The 22,926-nt window shown below is 35.4% G+C and carries 22 protein-coding genes and 3 tRNA genes; 9 read left to right on the plus strand and 16 right to left on the minus strand.

From position 1 onward, the window contains the following. Positions 1–32 precede the first annotated feature (32 nt). The 6 genes from accC to pdxA all read right to left on the minus strand — a co-directional run bounded on the left by accC (position 33) and on the right by pdxA (position 5,077). Positions 33–1,385, minus strand: a complete 1,353-nt coding sequence (gene accC, locus F0460_RS00475) for an acetyl-CoA carboxylase biotin carboxylase subunit (RefSeq protein ID WP_150009355.1) — start codon at positions 1,383–1,385, stop codon at positions 33–35. 92 nt (positions 1,386–1,477) lie between these two features. After that, entirely contained in the window at positions 1,478–1,963 is a 486-nt protein-coding gene (accB, locus tag F0460_RS00480) for an acetyl-CoA carboxylase biotin carboxyl carrier protein (protein WP_150009356.1), read from the minus strand. Positions 1,964–1,999: 36 nt separating this feature from the next. Then, a complete protein-coding gene (locus tag F0460_RS00485) occupies positions 2,000–2,998 on the minus strand; it encodes a beta-ketoacyl-ACP synthase III (RefSeq protein WP_150009357.1) in 999 nt (332 codons plus the stop codon). Positions 2,999–3,164: 166 nt separating this feature from the next. Next, positions 3,165–3,359, minus strand: coding sequence for a 50S ribosomal protein L32 (rpmF, locus tag F0460_RS00490; protein ID WP_150009358.1), 195 nt, complete (start codon positions 3,357–3,359; stop codon positions 3,165–3,167). A 9-nt stretch (positions 3,360–3,368) separates the two neighbouring features. Then, positions 3,369–3,962 carry a YceD family protein gene (locus tag F0460_RS00495; RefSeq protein ID WP_150009359.1) on the minus strand — a complete coding sequence of 198 codons (594 nt, stop codon included), beginning with the start codon at positions 3,960–3,962 and terminating at the stop codon, positions 3,369–3,371. Between the two features lie 71 nt (positions 3,963–4,033). After that, positions 4,034–5,077 (minus strand): 4-hydroxythreonine-4-phosphate dehydrogenase PdxA, encoded by a 1,044-nt coding sequence (pdxA, locus tag F0460_RS00500; protein WP_150009360.1) that lies wholly within the window; start codon positions 5,075–5,077, stop codon positions 4,034–4,036. Between the two features lie 55 nt (positions 5,078–5,132). Here pdxA and F0460_RS00505 point away from each other — a divergent pair, with 55 nt between their 5' ends. Then, positions 5,133–5,726 (plus strand): riboflavin synthase, encoded by a 594-nt coding sequence (locus F0460_RS00505; RefSeq protein WP_150009361.1) that lies wholly within the window; start codon positions 5,133–5,135, stop codon positions 5,724–5,726. Positions 5,727–5,750: 24 nt separating this feature from the next. Here F0460_RS00505 and F0460_RS00510 read toward each other — a convergent pair whose 3' ends face one another. From F0460_RS00510 to F0460_RS00540, 7 genes are all read right to left on the minus strand, one after another. Then, entirely contained in the window at positions 5,751–6,395 is a 645-nt protein-coding gene (locus tag F0460_RS00510) for a carbonic anhydrase (protein ID WP_150009362.1), read from the minus strand. Positions 6,396–6,529: 134 nt separating this feature from the next. Continuing rightward, positions 6,530–7,165, minus strand: coding sequence for a carbonic anhydrase family protein (locus F0460_RS00515; protein ID WP_150009363.1), 636 nt, complete (start codon positions 7,163–7,165; stop codon positions 6,530–6,532). A 32-nt stretch (positions 7,166–7,197) separates the two neighbouring features. Further along, a complete protein-coding gene (locus F0460_RS00520) occupies positions 7,198–8,787 on the minus strand; it encodes a SulP family inorganic anion transporter (RefSeq protein ID WP_150009364.1) in 1,590 nt (529 codons plus the stop codon). Between the two features lie 68 nt (positions 8,788–8,855). Next, positions 8,856–9,188: a hypothetical protein gene (locus tag F0460_RS00525; protein WP_150009365.1), complete on the minus strand. Its 333-nt coding sequence runs from the start codon at positions 9,186–9,188 to the stop codon at positions 8,856–8,858. Between the two features lie 116 nt (positions 9,189–9,304). Next, positions 9,305–9,375, minus strand: a tRNA-Gln gene (locus F0460_RS00530). A 28-nt stretch (positions 9,376–9,403) separates the two neighbouring features. Continuing rightward, a tRNA-Gln gene (locus F0460_RS00535) sits at positions 9,404–9,474 on the minus strand. Between the two features lie 30 nt (positions 9,475–9,504). Beyond that, a tRNA-Gln gene (locus F0460_RS00540) sits at positions 9,505–9,575 on the minus strand. A gap of 178 nt (positions 9,576–9,753) precedes the next feature. On the opposite strand from F0460_RS00540, the gene F0460_RS00545 reads away from it, so the two are divergent. The 3 genes from F0460_RS00545 to F0460_RS00555 are packed head-to-tail and all read left to right on the plus strand — an operon-like array spanning position 9,754 to position 15,361. Beyond that, a complete protein-coding gene (locus F0460_RS00545; RefSeq protein WP_150009366.1) occupies positions 9,754–13,077 on the plus strand; it encodes a DUF2723 domain-containing protein in 3,324 nt (1,107 codons plus the stop codon). 54 nt (positions 13,078–13,131) lie between these two features. After that, a complete protein-coding gene (thiL, locus tag F0460_RS00550; RefSeq protein WP_150009367.1) occupies positions 13,132–14,184 on the plus strand; it encodes a thiamine-phosphate kinase in 1,053 nt (350 codons plus the stop codon). Between the two features lie 16 nt (positions 14,185–14,200). Further along, positions 14,201–15,361, plus strand: a complete 1,161-nt coding sequence (locus tag F0460_RS00555) for a hypothetical protein (RefSeq protein ID WP_150009368.1) — start codon at positions 14,201–14,203, stop codon at positions 15,359–15,361. 38 nt (positions 15,362–15,399) lie between these two features. Here the strand turns inward: F0460_RS00555 and aspA are convergent, their stop codons facing one another. The 3 genes from aspA to F0460_RS00570 form a co-directional block, all read right to left on the minus strand. Then, positions 15,400–16,794 (minus strand): aspartate ammonia-lyase, encoded by a 1,395-nt coding sequence (gene aspA, locus F0460_RS00560; RefSeq protein ID WP_150009369.1) that lies wholly within the window; start codon positions 16,792–16,794, stop codon positions 15,400–15,402. Positions 16,795–16,874: 80 nt separating this feature from the next. Continuing rightward, positions 16,875–17,231 carry a YraN family protein gene (locus F0460_RS00565; RefSeq protein WP_150009370.1) on the minus strand — a complete coding sequence of 119 codons (357 nt, stop codon included), beginning with the start codon at positions 17,229–17,231 and terminating at the stop codon, positions 16,875–16,877. Between the two features lies 1 nt (position 17,232). Beyond that, the gene (locus F0460_RS00570) at positions 17,233–18,129 is read right to left on the minus strand and encodes a S66 peptidase family protein (RefSeq protein WP_150009371.1); all 897 of its coding nucleotides are present in this window, start codon (positions 18,127–18,129) and stop codon (positions 17,233–17,235) included. A 160-nt stretch (positions 18,130–18,289) separates the two neighbouring features. Here F0460_RS00570 and F0460_RS00575 point away from each other — a divergent pair, with 160 nt between their 5' ends. From F0460_RS00575 to F0460_RS00595, 5 genes are all read left to right on the plus strand, one after another. Then, entirely contained in the window at positions 18,290–18,700 is a 411-nt protein-coding gene (locus F0460_RS00575) for a BrxA/BrxB family bacilliredoxin (RefSeq protein WP_150009372.1), read from the plus strand. A gap of 86 nt (positions 18,701–18,786) precedes the next feature. Beyond that, complete coding sequence (locus F0460_RS00580) at positions 18,787–19,518, plus strand: lysophospholipid acyltransferase family protein (protein WP_150009373.1); 732 nt, start codon at positions 18,787–18,789, stop codon at positions 19,516–19,518. Between the two features lie 30 nt (positions 19,519–19,548). Further along, the gene (locus tag F0460_RS00585) at positions 19,549–20,553 is read left to right on the plus strand and encodes an acyl-ACP desaturase (protein ID WP_150009374.1); all 1,005 of its coding nucleotides are present in this window, start codon (positions 19,549–19,551) and stop codon (positions 20,551–20,553) included. A gap of 131 nt (positions 20,554–20,684) precedes the next feature. Then, positions 20,685–21,329 carry an HD domain-containing protein gene (locus tag F0460_RS00590; protein ID WP_150009375.1) on the plus strand — a complete coding sequence of 215 codons (645 nt, stop codon included), beginning with the start codon at positions 20,685–20,687 and terminating at the stop codon, positions 21,327–21,329. Positions 21,330–22,013: 684 nt separating this feature from the next. Next, complete coding sequence (locus tag F0460_RS00595) at positions 22,014–22,730, plus strand: hypothetical protein (RefSeq protein WP_150009376.1); 717 nt, start codon at positions 22,014–22,016, stop codon at positions 22,728–22,730. The last annotated feature ends 196 nt before the right edge of the window (positions 22,731–22,926 follow it).

The raw sequence follows: 22,926 nt of genomic DNA on the forward strand, positions 1-22,926 counted from the left end.
ATAAAGTCGAGCTAAAAACTCGACTTTATCAATTATTCCTCTACAGGTTTTTGTATTTTAAATGTTTCCATAAACGCTGTTGTGTAGTTTCCGGCAACATAATCCGGATTGTCCATTAACTGGCGGTGGAAAGGAATTGTAGTTTTAATACCTTCAATAACAAACTCGTCTAAAGCGCGTTTCATTTTACTGATTGCTTCTTCGCGGGTTTGAGCCGTTGTTATTAACTTGGCAATCATTGAATCGTAGTTTGGTGGAATGGTGTAACCCGAATAAACGTGCGTGTCTAAACGAACACCGTGACCACCTGGTGCGTGCAAGGTTGTGATTTTACCTGGCGACGGACGAAAATCGTTAAATGGATCTTCGGCATTGATACGGCATTCAATAGAGTGTAATTGCGGTAAATAGTTTTTACCTGAAATTGGCACACCTGCAGCTACTAATATCTGCTCGCGGATTAAATCGTAATCAATTACTTGTTCTGTAATCGGGTGCTCTACCTGAATACGGGTGTTCATTTCCATAAAATAGAAATTACGGTCTTTATCAACTAAAAATTCAATAGTTCCCGCACCTTCGTATTTAATATACTCGGCAGCTTTAACAGCAGCTTCACCCATTTTTAAACGCAATTCATCAGTCATAAACGGTGACGGAGTTTCCTCTGTCAGTTTTTGGTGACGACGTTGAATAGAACAATCGCGTTCTGATAAGTGGCATGCTTTTCCGTAAGAATCACCTACAACTTGGATTTCGATATGGCGTGGATCAACAATCAGTTTTTCCATGTACATACCGTCGTTTCCAAATGATGCAGCAGCTTCTTGACGTGCGCTTTCCCAAGCTTTTTCTAGTTCGTCTTCTTTAAAGATTTCGCGCATACCTTTACCACCACCACCTGCAGTTGCTTTCATCATAACCGGATAACCGATTTCTTTGGCAACTTTACGTGCGTGTTCTAAAGATTCCAATAATCCGTCTGAACCCGGTACACAAGGTACACCCGCAGCTTTCATGGTTTCTTTAGCAGTAGCTTTATCTCCCATTTTATCGATCATATCCGGAGATGCGCCAATAAATTTAATACCGTGTTTCTGACATAATTCTGAAAACTTTGAATTTTCTGACAAGAAACCATACCCAGGGTGAATAGCATCGGCATTTGTAATTTCGGCAGCAGCAATAATATTCTGCATTTTTAAGTATGATTGTGCACTTGGAGCCGGACCAATACAAACTGCTTCGTCTGCAAAGCGAACGTGTAAACTGTCTGCATCGGCAGTAGAATATACGGCAACGGTTTTAATACCCATTTCTCTACAAGTTCTTATAACTCGTAAAGCAATTTCACCACGATTTGCAATTAATATTTTTTTAAACATCTTTTTAATTTGAAAATTAAACAATTTGAAAATCTGAAAATTTTTAAAGTGTGCCAATCTTTTTCAAATCAACACCTCTTCAAATAATCAAATTAAGATGGATCTACTAAAAATAATGGTTGATCAAATTCTACCGGAGAAGAATCGTCTACTAAAACCTTAACGATTTTTCCTGATACTTCAGATTCAATTTCGTTGAATAATTTCATTGCTTCGATCACACATAAAACATCGCCTGTTTTTATAGTTGTACCAACTTCTACAAACATTGGCTTGTCTGGTGATGGTTTGCGGTAGAATGTTCCAATGATCGGAGATTTTACCGTGATGTATTTAGCATCGTCATTTGCAGCAGCGGCTGGTGCAACAGCAGTTTCTACAGCTTGTGCAACAGGAGCAGCAGCCTGCATTTGAGGCATTGTAGCAGGAATATGCTGAACAAAAGTTCCGTTTTCTACCGTAGCGTTTTCTGAAGTTGTTTTAATGGTGATTTTAATATCGTCCATTTCTAATTTTACTTCGGTAGCTCCAGATTTTGCTACAAATTTGATTAAATTTTGAATTTCTCTGATATCCATATCAAGCTAAATTTATTGTTCGTTTATGTTAATTTTTTATTTTTTTGTGTAAGCCCATTTAAGGTAAATGGCACCCCATGTAAATCCGCCTCCAAAAGAAGCCAGAATTAAATTGTCGCCTTTTTTTAATTGATCTTCAAAATCGGCTAAAAGTAAAGGTAGGGTTGCCGATGTAGTGTTACCGTATCTGTGTATGTTTACCATAACTTTTTCTTCGTTAAGATCCATACGGTTTGCGGTAGCATCGATAATTCGTTTGTTTGCCTGATGAGGAACCAGCCAGTTAATATCGTCGTGCGTTAAATTATTGCGTTTCATAATTTGTTCGCTAACGTCTGCCATACCAGAAACGGCGTATTTAAAAACCGTTTTTCCGTCTTGATGCACGTAGTGTTGTTTGTTTTTAACGGTTTCTTCAGATGGAGGAAGTAAAGATCCGCCTGCTTCAATCTTTAAAAATTCACGACCAATACCGTCGCTTTTTAAAATTTCGTCTTGAAAACCTAAACCTTCTGTATTAGCTTCTACAAGTACCGCACCGGCACCATCGCCAAAAATAATACAGGTAGCACGATCGGTGTAATCAATAATCGAAGACATTTTGTCTGCACCTATTAAAAGTACTTTTTTGTATCTGCCCGATTCTACATAAGAAGTTGCTGTAGACAAGCCGTATAAAAAGCTTGAACAGGCTGCCTGCAAATCGTAAGCAAAAGCATTTGTTGCACCAATTTGCGTAGCTACAAATACACCTGTTGCCGCAACGGGCATGTCTGGTGTGGTAGTTGCCATTAAAACCAAATCTATTTCTTTAGGGTCTAAACCTGTTTTAGAAATAAGATCTTGCGCGGCTTTAATTGCCATAAAAGAAGTGCCTTTATCTTTGTCTTTTAAAATTCGGCGTTCTTTGATACCTGTACGCGAGGTAATCCATTCATCGTTTGTATCAACCATTGTTTCTAATACTTGATTAGATAACACAAAATCGGGTACGTATTTACCAACCGCTGTTATGGCTGCTGTAATTTTTGTCATAAGGGACTACTTTATGTTCAAAAAAGTTGAAAAAGTGGTGAAAATTACAAAAAAAATAGCAAATAGCAGCTATTTTTATTTAAAAAAAGCAGTTTTGCCGTTTGTTTGAATTTACGCTAAACTAAAAAACTCTCGCAATGCGAGAGCTTTTTTTATTCTTTAAGAATTAAGCTACAGCTTCTGTTTTGTCTACTAAAACTTGTCCTCTGTAATATAATTTACCTTCATGCCAATAAGCTCTGTGCATTAAGTGTGCTTCACCAGTTATTGCGCAAGTTCCGATTGTTGGAGCTACAGCTTTATAATGTGTTCTTCTTTTATCTCTTCTTGTTTTCGAGATTTTTCTTTTAGGATGTGCCATCTTAAAATATTATTTATCCGTTAATAGTTGTTTTAATTTGTCCCAACGTGGGTCTGTATCATTATTTTCGTCCGAATTTTCGTCGGTTTCATTGTCATTTAATTCGTCGTCGTCATCTTCTTCGTTAATCATTTCCAAGTCATCACTGTCTAGAAAATCCAACTCACCGTCTGATTCTTCCTCTTCATAATCTGCTGCTATATCGGGATGAATCCTTTTGTAAGGAACCGATAAGGCAATCATTTCGTAAATGTACTGAATTACATTCAACTGAAATTCTCCGTGCGGCAAAATTAATAATTCATCACTGTCATTATTAAATTCATCACCGAATTTTACTAACAAATTTAAATTTCCTTCTATAGGTAAATCAAAATCATCATTAGTTACATCGCAGGGTACATTAATTGTGCCTTTGTGTGAAAGTTGCAATTCTAACATGGTGGTTTTTTTTAGCATTGAAATACTTACCTGTATGTTAGCACTGTTAAATTCACTGTAATCAAATATATCAAAAAAATCATTTTCGATATGATATTCAAATTGATGTTCGCCTAACTTTAATCCGGTGAACTGGATTAAAAAATCTTTTTCACTTACCATAACCATCTATTTGAGCGTGCAAAGATATAAAAATTATTTAATTACAAATAGTTATCACTATTTTTTTGTTGTTAAACATTTGAAACCTTTAAAGGGTCTGCTGTGCTTTGCAAATACTCGTTTTTATTTTTATAAATATCTAAAGCTGCGTAAACTGCATTTTTAAATGAGGTAAAATCGGCAATGCCTTTACCTGCAATATCGTACGCGGTACCGTGATCGGGCGATGTGCGGATTTTGTCTAACCCTGCGGTATAGTTCACGCCATTGCCAAAACTTAAGGTTTTAAACGGAATTAATCCCTGATCGTGGTAACATGCTACAACGGCATCGAAATTTTTGTATTGTTCCGAACCAAAAAAAGCATCGGCAGAATAAGGTCCGTAAATAATAATGTTCTCATCAAACAATTCTTTTACCGTGTTATTAATAAAAGTTTGTTCTTCGTTGCCGATAATTCCGTTATCGCCACTGTGCGGATTTAATCCTAACAAGGCAATACGAGGTTTTACTACGTTAAAATCTTGTACAAGCGATTTGTTTATTGTGCGTACTTTTTGTTTGATTAATTCGGGCGTTAAACTTTGTGATACTTGTTGCAACGGAACGTGATCGGTAACCAAACCAATTTTAAGATCTTCGCTAATCATGAACATCAATGCATTTCCGTCTAGTTCTTTATCCAAATAATCGGTATGACCCGGAAATTGAAATTCTTCGGACTGGATATTGTATTTGTTTATTGGTGCAGTTACCAAAGCATCAATCTCGTTGTTTTTTAAAGCCTGTGTTGCAGCTACGAACGATTTTATGGCGTATTGCCCAACAGCATCGTTCAAAGTGCCAAAATCTACATTAACACCTTCTTTCCAAAGATTTAAAACATTGAATTTACCTTTCTGGATTTGATCTAACGAATCAATTCCGTGTATATTGGTTGTACAGTTGATAATCTTTTTAATAAACGATAACAACTTGGCATTTCCAAAAACCACCGGTGTGCATAATTCCATCATTCGCTGATCCTCAAAGGTCTTTAAAATAACCTCCGGACCAACGCCGTTCATGTCACCTATTGAAATACCTAATATAATATTTTCACCTTTTTTAAACATGCGTTGCGCTAATTATTGCTAATTTTGTTACAAATTTAGTAAAATTATTCTACTTATGTTTACTGGTATTGTTGAAACTCTTGGAGTTATACGAAAAATAGCGCACGATCAAACAAACGTACACCTGTTTATAGAAAGTTCGTTCGCCTCTTTATTAAAGATCGATCAAAGTGTGGCGCATAATGGTGTATGTTTAACTGTGGTTGAAATTAACGACGGTTTTTACAAGGTTACTGCCATAAAAGAAACGATTGATGTTACTACGATTGGTTTGTGGAACGTGGGCGATATTGTGAATTTGGAACGCGGAATGCCTTTGAACGATCGTTTGGACGGACATATTGTTCAGGGACATGTTGATGAAACGGCTGTTATTACAAAAGTTGATGAAGTTGGAGGAAGCACGTATTTTAGTTTTGAATACAGCGAAAAATCGAAACATGTTACCATTGATAAAGGATCGATTACGGTTGATGGAACAAGTTTAACTGTTGTAAATTCGGGAATTAATACTTTTAGCGTAGCTATTATTCCTTATACGTTGGAACACACGCTTTTTAAAACCTATAAAGTTGGTACTAAAGTGAATCTGGAATTTGATGTTATTGGAAAATACGTAACCAAACTAATGCAGGTGCATTTAAAATAAAAAATCAGGTTTTAACCTGATTTTTTATTTGTAAGAAAAAACATCGCTTAAATTGTCGTTGTTTGTGTATGTACAGTTTTGGTTGATTAATTCGCCCGAACCAATATTAATAACCATACCGTGTACTGCTAATTGCTGACCATTTTTCCATGCGTTTTGCACGATAGATGTTCTGCTTAAATTAGAAACCTGCTCTTGCACATTAAGTTCAACCAAACGGTCTTCTTTCTGATTTTTGTCTGTAATAGCATCGATTTCTGCAGCGTTTAGGCGGTAAACATCTTTAATATGTTGTAGCCAGTTGTCAATAATTCCGAACTGTGAACTGCTTAACGATGCTGCTACACCACCACAACCGTAATGTCCGGCAACAATAATGTGTTTTACTTTTAAAACGTTTACGGCATAATCTAAAACCGAAAGCATGTTCATGTCTGAATGCACACAAACGTTGGCAATGTTTCTGTGGACAAAAACTTCGCCAGGTTTTGTTCCGGTTAGTTCGTTTGCAGGTACGCGACTGTCGGCACAGCCAATCCATAATATTTCAGGATTTTGACCTTTTGAAAGTTGTTGAAATCGACCTGAAGTATCGTTTTTAACAAAATCCATCCATTCTTTGTTGCCGTCTATAATTTTATCGAAACTTTTCTTTAAATCGTTACACATTTTAATCTGTTTTATTTAAGCTAAATTACAATTTTCTTGTTTTTGGAATTAAATTCAGATCAAAAAAAATCGACAAAATAACTTTGCCGATTTTCCTTTCCAACTATTTAAATGTAATCTGATAATATTAATTTCTATAAAAAATCAACAACTCCGGTTTCAACATCGTAGTTTGCACCAACGATTTTGATTTTTCCTTCTTCTTCCATTTTTCTTAAAGTAGAACTTTCTTTGCGAATGTTTTCTATTGAATCTAAAACGTTGTGATGATTTAAACGCTCTAAAAGATCAGTGTTGTTAGAAGATCTTTCTTCGCCTTCTTTAATAATGTTTTTAATGATCGGATCAAAATGACCAACCAAATGGTTCAGGTTATCCATTCCAAGCGGCTCAATTGACGCTGAATCTAATCCACCTTTTAAAGCGCCGCATTTTGTGTGTCCTAATACAACAACCAATTTTGAACCTGCAACGTTACAGCCAAATTCCATAGATCCTAAAATATCCTGATTTACGAAATTTCCTGCAATTCTAACGCTGAATACATCGCCCAAACCTTGATCAAAAATTAATTCTGCAGATGTACGGCTGTCTATACAGCTTAAAATTACGGCAAACGGCCACTGACCTGCACGTGTATCGTTAACTTGTGCCAATAAATCGCGGTTTGCTTTTAAGTTGTTTACAAAACGTTGGTTTCCTTCTTTTAGAATTTCTAATGCTCTTTCCGGTGAAATGGTCGCCTGTGTTTCTGATGTATGTGCTTTCATGATAGTCTTTGTTTATTTAATTGTTGATATTATTACATTGCCCTTTTGTGGGTGATTGATACGTGAGAATCCTGATCGTTTTCGTAATCGCGGTACGATGTTTTGAATCCGATTAATTCTACGTCGATGTTTTCTTCTTTGGCTCTTACATTGGCGAAATCTTGGATCATTTCCAAAACGTCGGTTGTGATGTAAGATGTTGTGCGGGCATCGATAATTACTTTTGATCCCGGTTGAATGTTTTTAAGTGTTTTTTTAATGGCAGCTTTGTTTAAAAACGAAACTTCTTCTGCTAGTTTAATCGTAAGCTCGTCGGCATCGTTCAATTTTTCACGACTTAAATAGTAGGCTCTTTTCATGTTTCCTTGTAAAATATAGAAAATAGAAATTGCCAAACCAATACCTACACCTTTTAATAGATCGGTAAAAACAACTGCTAAAACGGTTGCTACGAATGGTATAAACTGATATTTTCCGTTATGCCAGAAATGCTTGAATGTTGCAGGTTTTGCCAGTTTGTATCCAACTAAAATTAAAACGGCAGCCAATGTTGCCAACGGAATTAAATTTAAAATGAACGGAATTGACAATACGCAAACCAACAATAAAACTCCGTGAATAATTGCCGATGATTTTGATGTTGCGCCTGCATTTGCGTTTGCAGAACTACGAACAACTACCGATGTCATTGGTAATCCTCCAATTAGCGAACTGAATAAATTACCAATTCCTTGTGCTTTAAGCTCTAAATTGGTGTCGGTAATACGACGTTTAGTATCCAAACGATCCGATGCTTCTATACATAATAATGTTTCAATAGATGCTACAATTGCAATGGTTGCACCAACAATCCAGACTTTTGTGTTTAAAAAGCCTTCGAAATTTGGCATGGTGATTAGGTTTTTAAAATCTTCGGCGCTTTGTGGAACAGGTAGTGTAACCAAATGGTCAGTAGTAATAGCTAACGAGCTACCGCTTGAAACAAACAGTTGATTTAGTAAAATACCTGCAATTACCGCAACTAATGCACCCGGTAACATTTTTATTTTTCGTAATGCCGGAACATTTTCCCATGTTAATAAAATAACTACTGAAACAATAGTTACAATAATGGCTCCCGGATGAATCGCACCAAAAACTTCATTAAAATAATTAAAGTTGATGCCGTTTTCAAACAAAGTTTCACTGCTCATATTGTCACTGTCAAAACCTAATGCGTGCGGAATCTGTTTTAATATAATGATGATACCGATACCAGCAAGCATTCCTTCGATTACGTTGTTGGGGAAGTAATTTGAGATACTACCTGCGCGGATGAATCCTAAAACCAACTGTAAAATTCCGGCAATTAATCCGGCACATAGAAATAGTTCAAAAGCACCTAAATCGGTAATTGCGGTTAAAACAATTGCGGTTAATCCTGCTGCCGGACCCGATACAGAAATATTGGAGTTACTTAATGTACCAACAACAATTCCTCCGATGATTCCTGCGATAACTCCCGATAAGGGCGGTGCACCCGATGCTAATGCGATACCCAAACATAGCGGTAATGCTACTAAAAACACCACCAAACCAGATGCAAAGTTCTGAGACAACTCTGCTTTAATATTTTTTTTCATAAAAATCTATAATTAATAAACATGTAAGTTTATAGCAGTTTATAAATAAATGCTACAATAGTTTGTTATTATAGGTTTTGTTCGGGAGGTGGTAAAGGGATTTTAAAAACGAGATCGTCTTTAATGCTGTGATTTAAAAAAATACGGTTTGAATTAGCAATAGCAGTATTAGATACGATTTTATGACAGTTGATAAAGAAATGATATTGCACTTCTTTTTCTTCTTCTTCGTTAATGTTGTTATTGCTTGCTTTCGATTTTGTTTTGGTAGGAACTTCCTCTTCTTCGTTTATTATTAATGAAGAATTAACGACGTCTTTATTTAATGCATACGTTATTGTTGGCGCAAATAAAAAGCACACAAACAATAAAAGCGTAGTTATGTTAAAAATCTTTAGCATCGTATAACCGCAAATTTAATCGAAACTTTTTTAAATGCGCACTAAAGCTTGTCAAATAAATGTTAAAGAATTTGAATTCAGTGCAAAAAAAAACATTCCTGAATAAGGAATGTTTGTTGGTCCACAAGGACTCGAACCTTGAATGACTGCACCAAAAACAGTAGTGTTACCATTACACCATGGACCAATTGGTTTGATTTTTAATAAGCTTTTTGTTGGTCCACAAGGACTCGAACCTTGAATGACTGCACCAAAAACAGTAGTGTTACCATTACACCATGGACCATTATTAGCTTATTTTGTTTAGTTTTATTTGTTGGTCCACAAGGACTCGAACCTTGAATGACTGCACCAAAAACAGTAGTGTTACCATTACACCATGGACCAATAAAACCTGCAATAATAAAACGTGTTTGCTTAAATATTGCGAGTGCAAATGTAGAACAAAAAAATAATATCGCAAGAAATTCAGCTAAAATTTTTAAAAAAAATCTAAAAGATTTTATCAGTAAAAAAAAAACGCTTTCTTTGTAGTTCTTTCGTAAAAAGATCAAAAATAGCTATTATGTTGACAATCAATTTTAAAAAATGGAATACCATCACCGGGTGGCTTGCATTTTTAATTTCTCTTACAGTTTATACTTTAACTTTAGAACCTACCGTTAGTTTTTGGGACGCAGGTGAATACATTGCTACATCGGCAAAGTTAGAAGTTGGTCACCCACCAGGCGCACCGCTTTTCCAAATGTTAGGTGCATTTGCTGCCATGTTTGCTACATCGCCCGATAAAATTGCGGCAATGGTAAACTGGGTTTCGGCACTTTCAAGCGCATTCGCCGTGTTGTTCATGTTTTGGTCGGCAACCAATATTTTAATGAAAGTTGTTAAAATAGGAACCGAAAAATTATCAAACCATACTGTAATTGCTGTTTTAGGAAGCTGTTTAATTGGTGCGTTAACCTTTACTTTTTCTGATACTTTTTGGTTCAGTGCAGTAGAAACCGAGGTTTATGCAATGGCAACTTTTATGTTGGCATTACTGTTGTGGCTTGGTTTACGATGGATTGATGCTATCGACGAACCACGAGGAAACAAATGGTTATTGCTGATTTCATTAGTTGTCGGAATGTCTTTCGGAGTACATTTCATGGCATTACTGGCAATTCCGTCAATTGGTTATTTGTATTTCTTTAAAAAATATCCAAAAGTTACCGTTAAAAACTTCATTATTGCAAATGTTGCAGTAGTAGCGGTTTTATTGGTTGTTTTCGGATTTTTACTTCCATATACCATGATTTTCTTCGGAAAGTCTGAAATTTTCTTTGTCAATTCAATTGGTTTGCCGTTTAATTCAGGAACCATCATCGCTTTTGCATTGTTGGTTTCGTTCTTTGTATTTGGATTAAAATTTACGCGCGAAAAGAAAAAACAGTTTGCTAATACCCTGATTCTTTCGGTATTATTCATTTTTATTGGATTTTCTTGTTGGTTAATGTTGCCAATTCGTTCAAATACGCAGATTCCGATCAATGAAAACAAACCGTCTGATGCTGCCGAATTATTAGATTATTACAACCGTAAACAGTATGGTTCGCGCTCGTTATTTTATGATACATTTTTTACGGTTAAGTATGGTAGTGCTTTAGATCCGTCACAGCCTTATAAAGATGGTAAAGTTGATTACGAAAGAGATTATGCTACTGGAAAATACAGCATTATTAACGACGGAAAAAATTCTGAACCTAATTATGCAAATCGCTTTAAAGGATTTTTACCGCGTTTGTGGGAGCCTGATATGGCTGCAAATTACATGAGTTTTACAAAACCTGTCGATTTTAAACTAAAACCTGATTACGCATCAGAGCCTGAAGCTATTGAAATGGCTACGCAATTAAAAGCGCAGGTGCAGTCGGGTAGAATGTCTATGCGCGAATATGATGGTGTTTTACGACAAATGGGCGAGTATATCGAAGTAGAAAAACCAAGTTTTTCAGACAATATCGGGTTTATGTTCAACTACCAGTTTGGTTACATGTATACGCGTTATTTACTATGGAATTTCGCTGGAAGACAAAGCGATATTCAAGGTGAAAACGATCGTATGAACGGAAACTGGATTTCGGGTATCAAATTTTTAGACGAAATTCGTTTGGGATCGCAAGAAAATCTAACCAGTGATATGCTGAACAATAAAGGGCGAAATGTATATTTTATGCTTCCGTTTATTTTGGGCTTGGTTGGATTTATCTTTCATTACCGCAAAGATCCAAAAACATTCTATGTGCTGTTGGCGTTGTTCTTATTTACAAGTTTCGCATTAAAAATCTTCTTAAACGAACGTCCGTTTGAACCTCGCGAGCGTGATTATGCAGTAGTTGGTTCGTTCATGGTTTTTGCCATGTGGGTTGGTTATGGTGTGTATGCGATCTACGAATTTTTATCGAGCAAAGTAAATGCGAAAATAGCCTTGCCATTGGTGTTGGGTGTTACGTTTTTAGCATCGCCGGTGTTATTAGCAAAAGAAAACTGGGACGATCACGACCGTTCAGAAAAATATACGGCTTTGGCATTAGGCAGAGCCTATTTGGATTCGTTAGAACCAAATGCGATTATTTTCACAATTGGCGATAATGATACCTTCCCGCTTTGGTATTTGCAAGAAGTTGAAGGTTACCGTACCGATGTCCGTGTGGTTTGTACCACATTATTGCAGGCAGAATGGTATATCGACCAAATGAAAGTGAAATCGTATGAATCAGATCCATTAAAAATACGTTTTAATCATAAGCAATATTCTGGCGAAAATCTGTATTATGCTGCAATGGCTCCAACAGTTGACGAACGTTTCGATATAAACACCATTTTGGAATTCATAGCATCAGATCGTCCGGAATCTAAAATGGAAACCGAAAGCGGAATGTCTTTAACTCGTATTCCAACCAATAAATTCAGTATACCGGTTAACAAAGAAAAAGTGTTGAAAAACGGAACGGTATCACAGAAATTTGCAAATGATATTGTTTCTGAAATTCCTATTGATGTTAAAGCGAATGCCTTATACCGTATGCGAATTATTATGTTCGATATTATTGCGAACAATAATTGGGATCGACCAATATATTTTACAGCCGGCGATATTTCAGACGAAGCATTGTTGTGGCTAAAAGACTATTTACAGTTGAATGGTTTAGTGTACAAGTTGGTTCCCGTAAAAGCGAAAGTTGATAGAGTTAACGCCAATCATCCTTATTATATTGGTTCGATCGATGCTGATAAAATGTATAAAACAGTGAACAGCTGGTATTGGGGTAATTTTGGAAGTCCGAACATTTATCACGACCAACAAACAAGAAAAGAATCAAGAATGTACCTGATAAACTTTGCACGTTTGGCAGAACAGTTTATTACAGACGGAAACAAGGAAAAAGCCAAGAGCGTACTTGATTTAACTATGAAAAATTTTCCGATAGATTATTATATTCCGCATGATAATCATTTAAAGTACGAGTTTTTTGAGCCTTATGCAGATTTGTACTATATGGTTGGCGATAACAAAAAAGCAGCAGAACTTGCAACCAAATTATTTATAAAAGCAGAAGAGAATCTGAATTTTTATAAAGGAATGAAGGTTACAGAACAGCGCGAGTTTGTTTATGATATTATAGATAATTTTAATACCGCTTACCGCATTATTGATAATTCTAAAATGCATAAAGACGCAGCTACCGTAGCGGCTTTAAACAAACGAATAGCACCGTTTGAAAAGTATTTCCAACGTTACTTGAATGCTTATAAACAACAACAAGAAGAACAAGCAGAAATGATGCAGAAGGAAGAACAAATGTTACAAGATTCTACTTCGCAAACAAAAGATTCTGTAAACCAATAAATTTAGTAAAGACGGTATTTTTGCCGTCTTTGCCTATTAAATAAAACAATAAGTATGTTAGAAGATAAAGATCAAAGCAAAACCTCATTGGCACAATTAGGCGAATTCGGTTTAATCAACCATATCACAAAAAACTTTTCAATTCAGCAGGAATCAACTATAAAAGCAATAGGAGACGATGCAGCTGTTTTAGATTTTAAGTCGAAAAAAGCCATTGTTTCTACCGATTTATTGGTTGAAGGTGTTCATTTCGACTTAAGTTATATGCCGTTGAAACATTTGGGGTACAAAGCGGTTGTAGTTAATGTGTCCGACATTTGTGCGATGAACGCAACACCAACACAGGTCACGGTTTCTATTGCGGTTTCCAACAGATTTCCTTTAGAAGCAATCGAAGAATTGTACGAAGGTATTCGTTTGGCATGTGATTTTTATAAGGTTGATTTAATTGGAGGCGACACCACATCAAGCACCACCGGATTACTGATTAGTGTTACTGCATTGGGCGAAGCCACAGAAGAAGAAATCACGTACCGTTCGGGTGCGCAAGAAAACGATTTACTGGTTGTGAGTGGCGATATTGGTTCAGCTTATATGGGCTTGCAGGTTTTAGAACGCGAAAAACAGGTGTTTTTGGTAAATCCACAGAATCAACCCAATTTAGAAGATTATTCTTACATTATTGAACGACAGTTAAAGCCGGAAGCTCGTAACGATATAAAAGATCTTTTACAGAAATTAGATGTAAAACCAACTTCGATGATCGACGTTTCAGATGGAATTTCTTCTGAAATTATGCACATCTGTAAAGCATCAAACGTAGGTTGTAATTTGTATGAAGACAAATTGCCTTTAGATCCACAGTTGATAAATGTTTGCGAAGAATTTAATTTAGATAGCACAACCATTGCTATTAACGGCGGTGAAGACTATGAATTATTGTTTACTGTATCAATGAACGATTTCGAAAAAATTAAAGGGAATCCGAATTTATCAATCATTGGTCACATGACTATCGAAAAAGAGGGTATTCATTTAATAACCCGCGAAAACACGAAACTTCCTCTAAAAGCTCGTGGTTGGAATGCTTTAAATGATGAAGAATAAACTTAATAAACAATATATGAATAAATTTTTTACATTTTTACTGATCTTTTTATGTACTAATTTATTTGCCCAAAATAAATTTGAATTAGGCTATTACATTGATCAATCTGGAAATAAAATTGAAGGTGAAATTTCGGAAATCACACTGAATAGTTTTCCTTCTAATTTCATAATTCGTAAAAAAGGAAAAGAGGAAACAGTAGAAACAAGCACTGCTACTTTGATTAAGTATGGATCTATTGTTTTTGAAAAGAAATCGTTTCAGTACGATCCATCCACGCGAATGGATATTGCCAATATGTCTAAACAAAAAGAGTTTCGGTTAGTAAATAAAACTGCTTTTGTTCAGTTAATGGTTAATGGAGATATAAAACTTTATAAATACACAGAAAGCGGAGTTCCTACATTTTTCTATGAAACAGTGAATAACCAACTTACTACTTTAAAATATAAAAAGTATTTGGAAAATGGAACTGATATCAATGAAAATAAAGAATTTTTAAGTCAGTTGCAAGAAGTTAAAAACGAAAAAGTTAGTGGTAACGAAGGGTATTACAATGCTGTTAAATATAATGACGCAGATTTAGTTGATTATTTCACAAAACTTAACGGAAAAAGCATAAAAGTTGATAAAAAATCAAAGGTGTTTTTCAATGTTTTCGCGGGATATTCTATCAGTTCTATGGATATTAATTTTTTACAGGATTTGCCTGCTAAAAGTTACTCACATATTACAGTTATGCCAGAAATAGAATATGTTCTTAATAATAATATTATGAACCCGACAAGTTTTTATTTCAATTTAAAATATCGTTCGGTAAAAGCCGATTATGAAGAGGTTTATGTAAGAGAAAACTGGCAACATCAGGTAGATTACCAATCGTTGTTGTTTTCATTAGGAGCAAAGAAATATTTCCTATCATCCAACAATGTTAAGTTTTATGGAAAACTTGGTTTTGGAGTGGATATGCCGCTTAAGTCAGAAATTCTTTCTCCGAGTGAATCTTGGAGATTAAATCCTATCTTTCTTGATCATATTAAAGGAGGAATTAATACAGGATTGGGAATCAAATTATACGATTCTTTTTTAGTCGAGATTGATTATGATTATATCTTTAATACTCTTTTCATGAGAAAAAACACTTCTATAAACTTTAAAGCAGGTTATAGTTTCTAAAAATAAACCCCGGAATTTTTATTCCGGGGTTTATTTATTTAATGTGAACTCAACATGTTTTTTGGATCTAAATAAGTATCCAATTGTTCTTTTGTTAAAATATTGTGTTCTAAAATTAGGTCGTAGACACTTCGGTTTTCTTCCAAAGCCTGTTTGGCAATTTTGGTGCTGTTTTTATAGCCGATTATCGGGTTTAATGCGGTAACAATTCCTATGCTGTTGTAAACTTCGTTTCTTAAATGATCAGTGTTTGCGGTAATTCCTTCTACACATTCAACACGTAAGGTGTCAATAGCGTTTGTTAGTATTTCAATAGAATCAAATAAAGTCAACGCAATAATTGGTTCCATAACGTTTAATTGCAATTGTCCGGCTTCGGCAGCCAAGCTCACGGTCAATTCATTTCCGATTATTTTAAAACAAACCTGATTTACAACTTCGGGAATTACCGGATTTACTTTACCCGGCATAATTGACGATCCCGGTTGTTTTGGGGGCAAGTTGATCTCATATAAACCAGTACGCGGACCCGATGCCAATAATCGCAAATCGTTACAAATTTTAGACAATTTTATAGCTAATTTTTTCAAAGCGCCTGCGTAAGCTACAAAACTGCTGGTATCTGATGTTGCTTCCACCAAATTTTCAGCCAGTTTAACCGGTTCGTTTAAAAGTGTGGCTAATTTATCTGCACATAGTTGCGCGTAACCTTTTGGAGCGTTCAGTCCTGTGCCAATTGCGGTTGCGCCCATATTCACTTCTAAAAACTGAAAAGCCTGATCTTGCAAATACGGGATTTCTTTCTTCAAGGTAAAAGCAAATGCTTCAAATTCTTGGCCTAAAGTCATTGGAACGGCATCTTGCAATTGGGTTCGTCCCATTTTAATGACGTTTTCAAACTCTTTCGCTTTTCTGTCCAAAGCAAAAAACAATTTTTCTAACGCATTGGTAACTTGTTTCGATGATTGAAATAATGCCAGTTTTAAAGCCGAAGGATATGCATCGTTGGTAGATTGCGATAAATTAACATGATCGTTCGGGGAACAATGTTGATAATCACCTTTTTTATGTCCTAATTTTTCCAAAGCTATATTTGCAATCACTTCGTTGGCATTCATGTTTACCGAAGTTCCCGCACCTCCCTGAATCATATCAATAGGAAATTGTTCAAAATACTGGTCTTTTAAAAGATCTAAACAAGCCTGCGAAATAGCATCTTTCAGTGTTTCGTTGATTAATCCTAATTCAAAATTCGTTTCAACAGCTGCTAATTTCACAACCGCTAACGATTTTATAAAAATGGGATACTGATATAATTTATGGTTCGATATTTTAAAGTTGTTAATAGCGCGTTGAGTTTGCACGCCGTAGTAGGCATTTTCGGGTATCTGTAAATCGCCTAATAAATCAGTTTCTGTCCGAAAAGAGTTCATGCTTTTTGTTTAAAATTACAAAAAATCTTTCAATGGACTTTTAATTTAAACGGAATATTAACAAATAAATAATTTAGAAGCTAAAAGAAATAATAAGCGTTTGGAATGTGATTTATCTCGTTTTCTTTGCCTATAACAACCGAAATAATATCAAGACTTACTTCTAAATCCAAATCTTTTTCCATGATGTACGCATTGGTGGCTTCTAAAATAAGTTTGATTTTTTTATTGTTCACAAAACTTTCGGGCTCGCCAAAATGGGTTGATGTTCTGGTTTTGACTTCAACAATTGCCAATATATTTTCTTTGGTAGCAATAATATCAATTTCGGCTTTTTTGTAACGATAATTCGTTTCAAGAATAACATAATTGTTGGTTTCTAAAAATTCTTTAGCCAATTGTTCGCCTCGTTTACCAATATCGTTATGCGTTGCCATTTTAAATATATTTTAAAGAGGTTGATTCGTTATTGATGTTCAAAGAAACTTTTGTTCCTAGTTTTAATGTGCGATTATCAGGAATGTGACCCGCAGGAAAATTAAAACAAATTGGAAAATCGTATTCTTTGCAGAGATCCAGAATAATCTGTTTAACATCGTATCCAAATGGAATCTGATTGTCGTGCATATCGGTCATTCCACCAATGATCAATCCGTTTAAATCATCAAAATATCCGTTGCGTTTTAGGTTATAAAACATTCGGTCGATATGATACAGATATTCGTCTAAATCTTCCAAATACAATATTTTATTTTTGGTGTTGACAGATGATTTCGATCCTAACAAACTATAAATAATTGATAAATTTCCGCCAACAATTAAACCTTCTGTAGAACCTGTTTTATTACTTGAGTTCGATGGAATTTCTATCGTGTAATCTTCATTAAACAAAGCCTGGCGCAATGTTTCTTTAGCTTCGGTCAACGCTTTTGGAACAGAATACGGCATAATGGCGTGCAAAGTGGCAATACCTAAATTGTGAATATGGCTGTGTAAAACGGTAATGTCGCTAAACCCAATCACCCATTTTGGATTTTGTATGAATTTAGAAAAATCGAGTTTATCAATAATTCGAACCGTTCCGTAACCACCACGTGCAATCCAAATGGCTTTAATAGTGTCATCGTCCATCATGCGCTGTAAATCATCTGTGCGTTGTTCGTCGGTTCCGCCTAACTGATTCGCGTTAATGTCGATTGTTGATCCAAAAGCAATGTTCAATCCCCACGATTCAAAAAGCGAAACAGCTTCTTGAGCTTCATCTCTTGTAAAACTTCTTGCGGTACAAACCATTGCAACGGTATCGCCTTTTTGTAAATATGTGGGAATCTTCATGATGATAATTTTAAACAAAAATAGTTTTTAATTGATATCTAGAAAACGTTTGGGATACTTTTTCTGATGATTGAATTAAATAACATTTCTTTAAGTTTTGATGTATTTAAACGTATTCAAAAAATGATTAAATTTGTAAACAATTTTAATTTAAGAGATCATGTATCCAGAAGAAATAGTAAAACCAATGCAGGCTGAATTAACTTCGGCAGGTTTTGAAGCATTATATACATCAGAAGAAGTTGAAAGCGCTTTATCTAAACAAGGAACAACATTAGTTGTAGTAAATTCGGTTTGTGGTTGTGCAGCAAGAAATGCACGTCCAGGAGCAGTTATGAGCTTAATAAACGGAAAAAAACCAGAAAATATTGTAACGGTTTTTGCAGGTGTAAACAAAGAAGCGGTTGATACAGCGCGTGAGAAAATGTTTCCATTTCCACCATCATCGCCATCTATGGCATTGTTTAAAAACGGGGAATTGGTGCATATGTTAGAACGTCATCACATTGAAGGAAATCCGGCTGAAATCATTGCTGAAAATCTTAAAGAAGCTTACAACGAACATTGTTAATTCTTTAACGTAAAAAATACATAAAAATCTACTGAATTTCGGTAGATTTTTTTATTTGTCGTATATTTGAACATAAATTATTAAAAGTGCACAAAATATTATCGTATCCGTTAAGTATTGTATATTATTTTTTATTAAGCTTAAGTTTATTAATTTTTCATCCGATACAGTGGGTTTGTTTTAATTTGTTTGGATATCAGGCACATACAAACAGTGTAGTTGTTTTGCAATGGTTTTTAATGCGCAGTGCAAATGTTTTAGGAACAACCTTTACGGTAAACGGTAGTGAAAAATTGCCTGTAAACCAGCCAATTATATATGTGTCTAACCACCAGTCAATGTTTGATATTATTTCAATGATTTGGTTTTTACGAAAAACACATCCAAAATTTGTCAGTAAAAAAGAATTAGGCAAAGGCATACCAAGCGTATCGTACAATTTAAAACACGGCGGATCGGTTTTAATAGACCGTAACGATCCAAAACAAGCACTGCCAGCTATTAAAGGTTTGGGCGAATACATACAGAAACACAACCGTTCTGCAGTGATTTTCCCAGAAGGAACTCGATCTAAAAACGGATCACCAAAACGTTTTTCAGAAAACGGCGTAAAAATGCTTTGCAAATTTGCACCCGATGCCTATTTAGTGCCTTTAACAATAAATAATTCATGGAAAATGTTTCGTTTCGGAATGTTTCCAATGGGTTTGGGAAGTGCGGTAACATTAGAAGTTCATGATGCCATGAAAGTTTCTGATTACGATTTTAAAACTTTGTTCGAAAAAACAGAAGAAGCCATTACTTCTTCTATAAAATAACACAACGCAAGTTGTAAAAAAAGATAAAAAATGTCAATTCAAAATGTTCGATTAGAAGTGATGCAGTTCTTGGAGAAGAACATAGATACTTTTGTAGAGAATTACTTGATTCCTGTAGAAAAGATCTGGCAGCCTTCAGATATGTTACCCGATTCGCGAAACGAAAACTTTTTTGAAGAAGTTCGTGAACTACAAGCTTATGCCAAAGAATTACCTTACGATTTCTGGGTGGTTTTAGTAGGCGATACCATTACCGAAGAAGCATTACCAACTTATGAGTCTTGGTTAATGGATGTAGAAGGTGTTGATCAAAAAGGTGGCGAAGATGGCGGTGGAAACGGATGGGCAAAATGGTTACGTCACTGGACAGGTGAAGAAAACCGTCACGGCGATTTATTAAACAAATACTTGTACTTATCTGGACGTGTAAATATGCGCGAGGTTGAAATTACCACACAATATTTAATTAACGATGGTTTTGATCCGGGAACAGACCGCGATCCGTACAAAAACTTTGTTTTTACAAGTTTTCAGGAATTAGCAACTTATGTATCGCACAACCGCGTGGCACAATTGGCTAAAAAACACGGCGATCATAAATTATCAAAAATATGTAAGTTAATTGCAGGCGATGAAATGCGTCACCACCATGCATATTCAGAGTTTGTTGAGCGTATTTTTCAGGTAGATCCTTCGGAAATGATGAAAGCTTTTCATTATATGATGAAGAAAAAGATTACCATGCCGGCGAATCTAATTCGTGAATCAGGTGGAGCAATTGGCGATGCGTTTCACAATTTTTCAGAATCGGCACAGCGTATCGGCGTTTATACTGCTATGGATTATGTTGATATTTTAAATAAGCTGATTAAACGCTGGGAAATCGACAAGATTAACAACCTGACGGATGAAGCTGAAAAAGCGAGAGATTACCTGATGAAATTACCAGACCGTATGGCAAAATTAGCCGACCGTATGAAGATTTCAGATGAGTCGCACATTTTTAAATGGGTAACACCAGCAATTATAAAATAATATAAAGCCGATAGAAATATCGGCTTTTTTAATCTTTAGTAAATTGTGTGTCACTTGTTAAAGCACAATTCGTCAGTTCGAGCGAAGTCGAGAACTCTTAAGCAAAATCCATAATACAATTAAATCCATAAATGAATTACATAGATCAAACCATAACTTTTGTTAAGAAAGAATTAGAAGGAACCGAAGCTGGTCACGACTGGTTTCACATTCAGAGAGTGTACAAAAATGCGCTGAATCTTTTAAAAAACGAACAAGCAAATGAACAGGTCGTTATTTTAGGAGCTTTACTGCATGATATTGCCGATAGTAAATTCCATAACGGCGATGAAACAATTGGTCCTAAAAAAGCGATGGATTTTATGACATCTATTGATATAAACGATCATGTTAAAGAACATGTTGTAAAAATTATTGAAAATATTTCGTTTAAAGGCGGCAATTTCAACAAAACGTTTCATTCTAAAGAATTAGAAATTGTTCAAGATGCCGATCGTTTAGATGCGATTGGAGCCATTGGTATCGCCCGAACTTTTAATTACGGCGGATACAAAAACAATGGGTTATATGATCCGGAAATTCAGCCAAAATTAAAAATGACGAAAGAAGAGTACAAAAATCATAAAGGCACAACCATTAATCATTTTTATGAAAAATTATTGCTGCTTAAAGATTTAATGAACACCGAAACCGGTAAAAAAATCGCAGAAAACCGCCACCAATATATGGAAGGTTTTTTAGAACAGTTTTATAACGAATGGGAAGGAAAAGCGTAAGAAATTATGCTTTTTTATTTTACGACACGTTTTGTCCACCGCTCTGTTTATTTTTGAATAAATTAAGGCAATATGGCAAAACAACATTCAATAAAAAGACAATTTTTAATTGTAGAATTCCTACGGAAAAACCTGCAACTTTTCGTCAAATAAATGATTTCTTACTAAAGAAAAAAAATGAAATTGATTACGATTTGATAATAAGTCAGCGTACTTTTCAAAGAGATTGTAATGACATGCTCAAATTGTGAGGTGTTAAAATAGCTTTTAACAAACGTGAAAATCACTACGAAATTGTTAATGACGAAAACGATCTTTATTTCGACCGTATTATGGAAGCCTTTGATACTGTAGCGGTTTTACAAAAACCAAAACGGTAGGTAATTATTTGTATTTAGAAAATCAAAAATCAAAAGGAACCGAATATTTTAACGACATTCTTCACGCTATACAAAACCAGTTGTTGGTAACTTTTCAGTTAAGGAGTTTTGTGCAAGTAGCACTTAAAAGGGCGATGATGTGAATTAAGTATGCCTTTATTACGAAGTAACCACGGCACTGATGCGGCACTAAGGCGGTATTGAATGGTGAATAGGGAAGCAGGGAATTAGGGAGGAACTGAAAGGTAGTAAATTTTTTCGTATTTTAGGTAACTACTACAAAATATGTTTAAAACACAAGAGTATGGCTAAGGCAGACAATATTTTTAACATACGGGGACGTTTGGGAGATTTTATTTTCTGTCAGCGTAACGGTAAAACATACGTAAAGCGTTATTCGGGCGGGTTTACCAAGGCAGCCACACAGAACCACCCGAATATCAAAGTGGGTCAGGAGCGGTTTGCGCAAGTATCCCGATATGTTAAAAGCCTAAAACAACAATTACAACCCTATTTGTGGCGGCAGAAAGACGGTACTTTCCACAACCAGCTGATGGCTCTTTTTCTGCAAATTGCCAAAAACGAAACGGAAAAAACTTTTAACGAGCTTATACACGAATTGGACAGCTACAGCAGCCTCAGCAACAAATCACTTAATAAGAATTCAAAAATCGACCCAAGCACTTTGTTGTATGATGCCAAAACTAACAAACTCAATTTAGGCATAATCCCATACGAGCTGGCAGTAAAATACAAAGACATGTATCTGGAGGTAGCGACCGGATGGTATGGTGTAGATGGAGAGGATATTTTACTATCGAAACCCAATATACAGTACATAAAGCTTGATAAGCAAACCAAAAATGAAGATGTTATTGTGGATATTACCCCTGCGGAAGAAAGCCAGACACAATTACCTTTTGTAGCATTAGCCGTGGTTTATACCGATGATAAAGGTAGTGAGTCACCACACTTAGTGCATACGGTTATGGCTTGTTTTGTTAAGATGCGAAATATTTAGTATAGCAAAAAAGGAAACCTCCTTAAAAAAGTATAGTTTTACAAGGTTTGCCTTTCACAAAATTTATATTTATACTACGAAGGTTAGAGTTGTTCAATTGCCCGCAATAGCGGAACATTTACCGTCGTTAGTTTCTAGCTTTATTAATAAGTTCCAAGATATCAGCAAGAACTAAATCAGAATCTGGTTTGATCCC

Origin of the sequence: Paenimyroides baculatum, from assembly GCF_008629655.1 — a bacterium.
Taxonomy (GTDB): Bacteria; Bacteroidota; Bacteroidia; order Flavobacteriales; family Flavobacteriaceae; genus Flavobacterium; species Flavobacterium baculatum.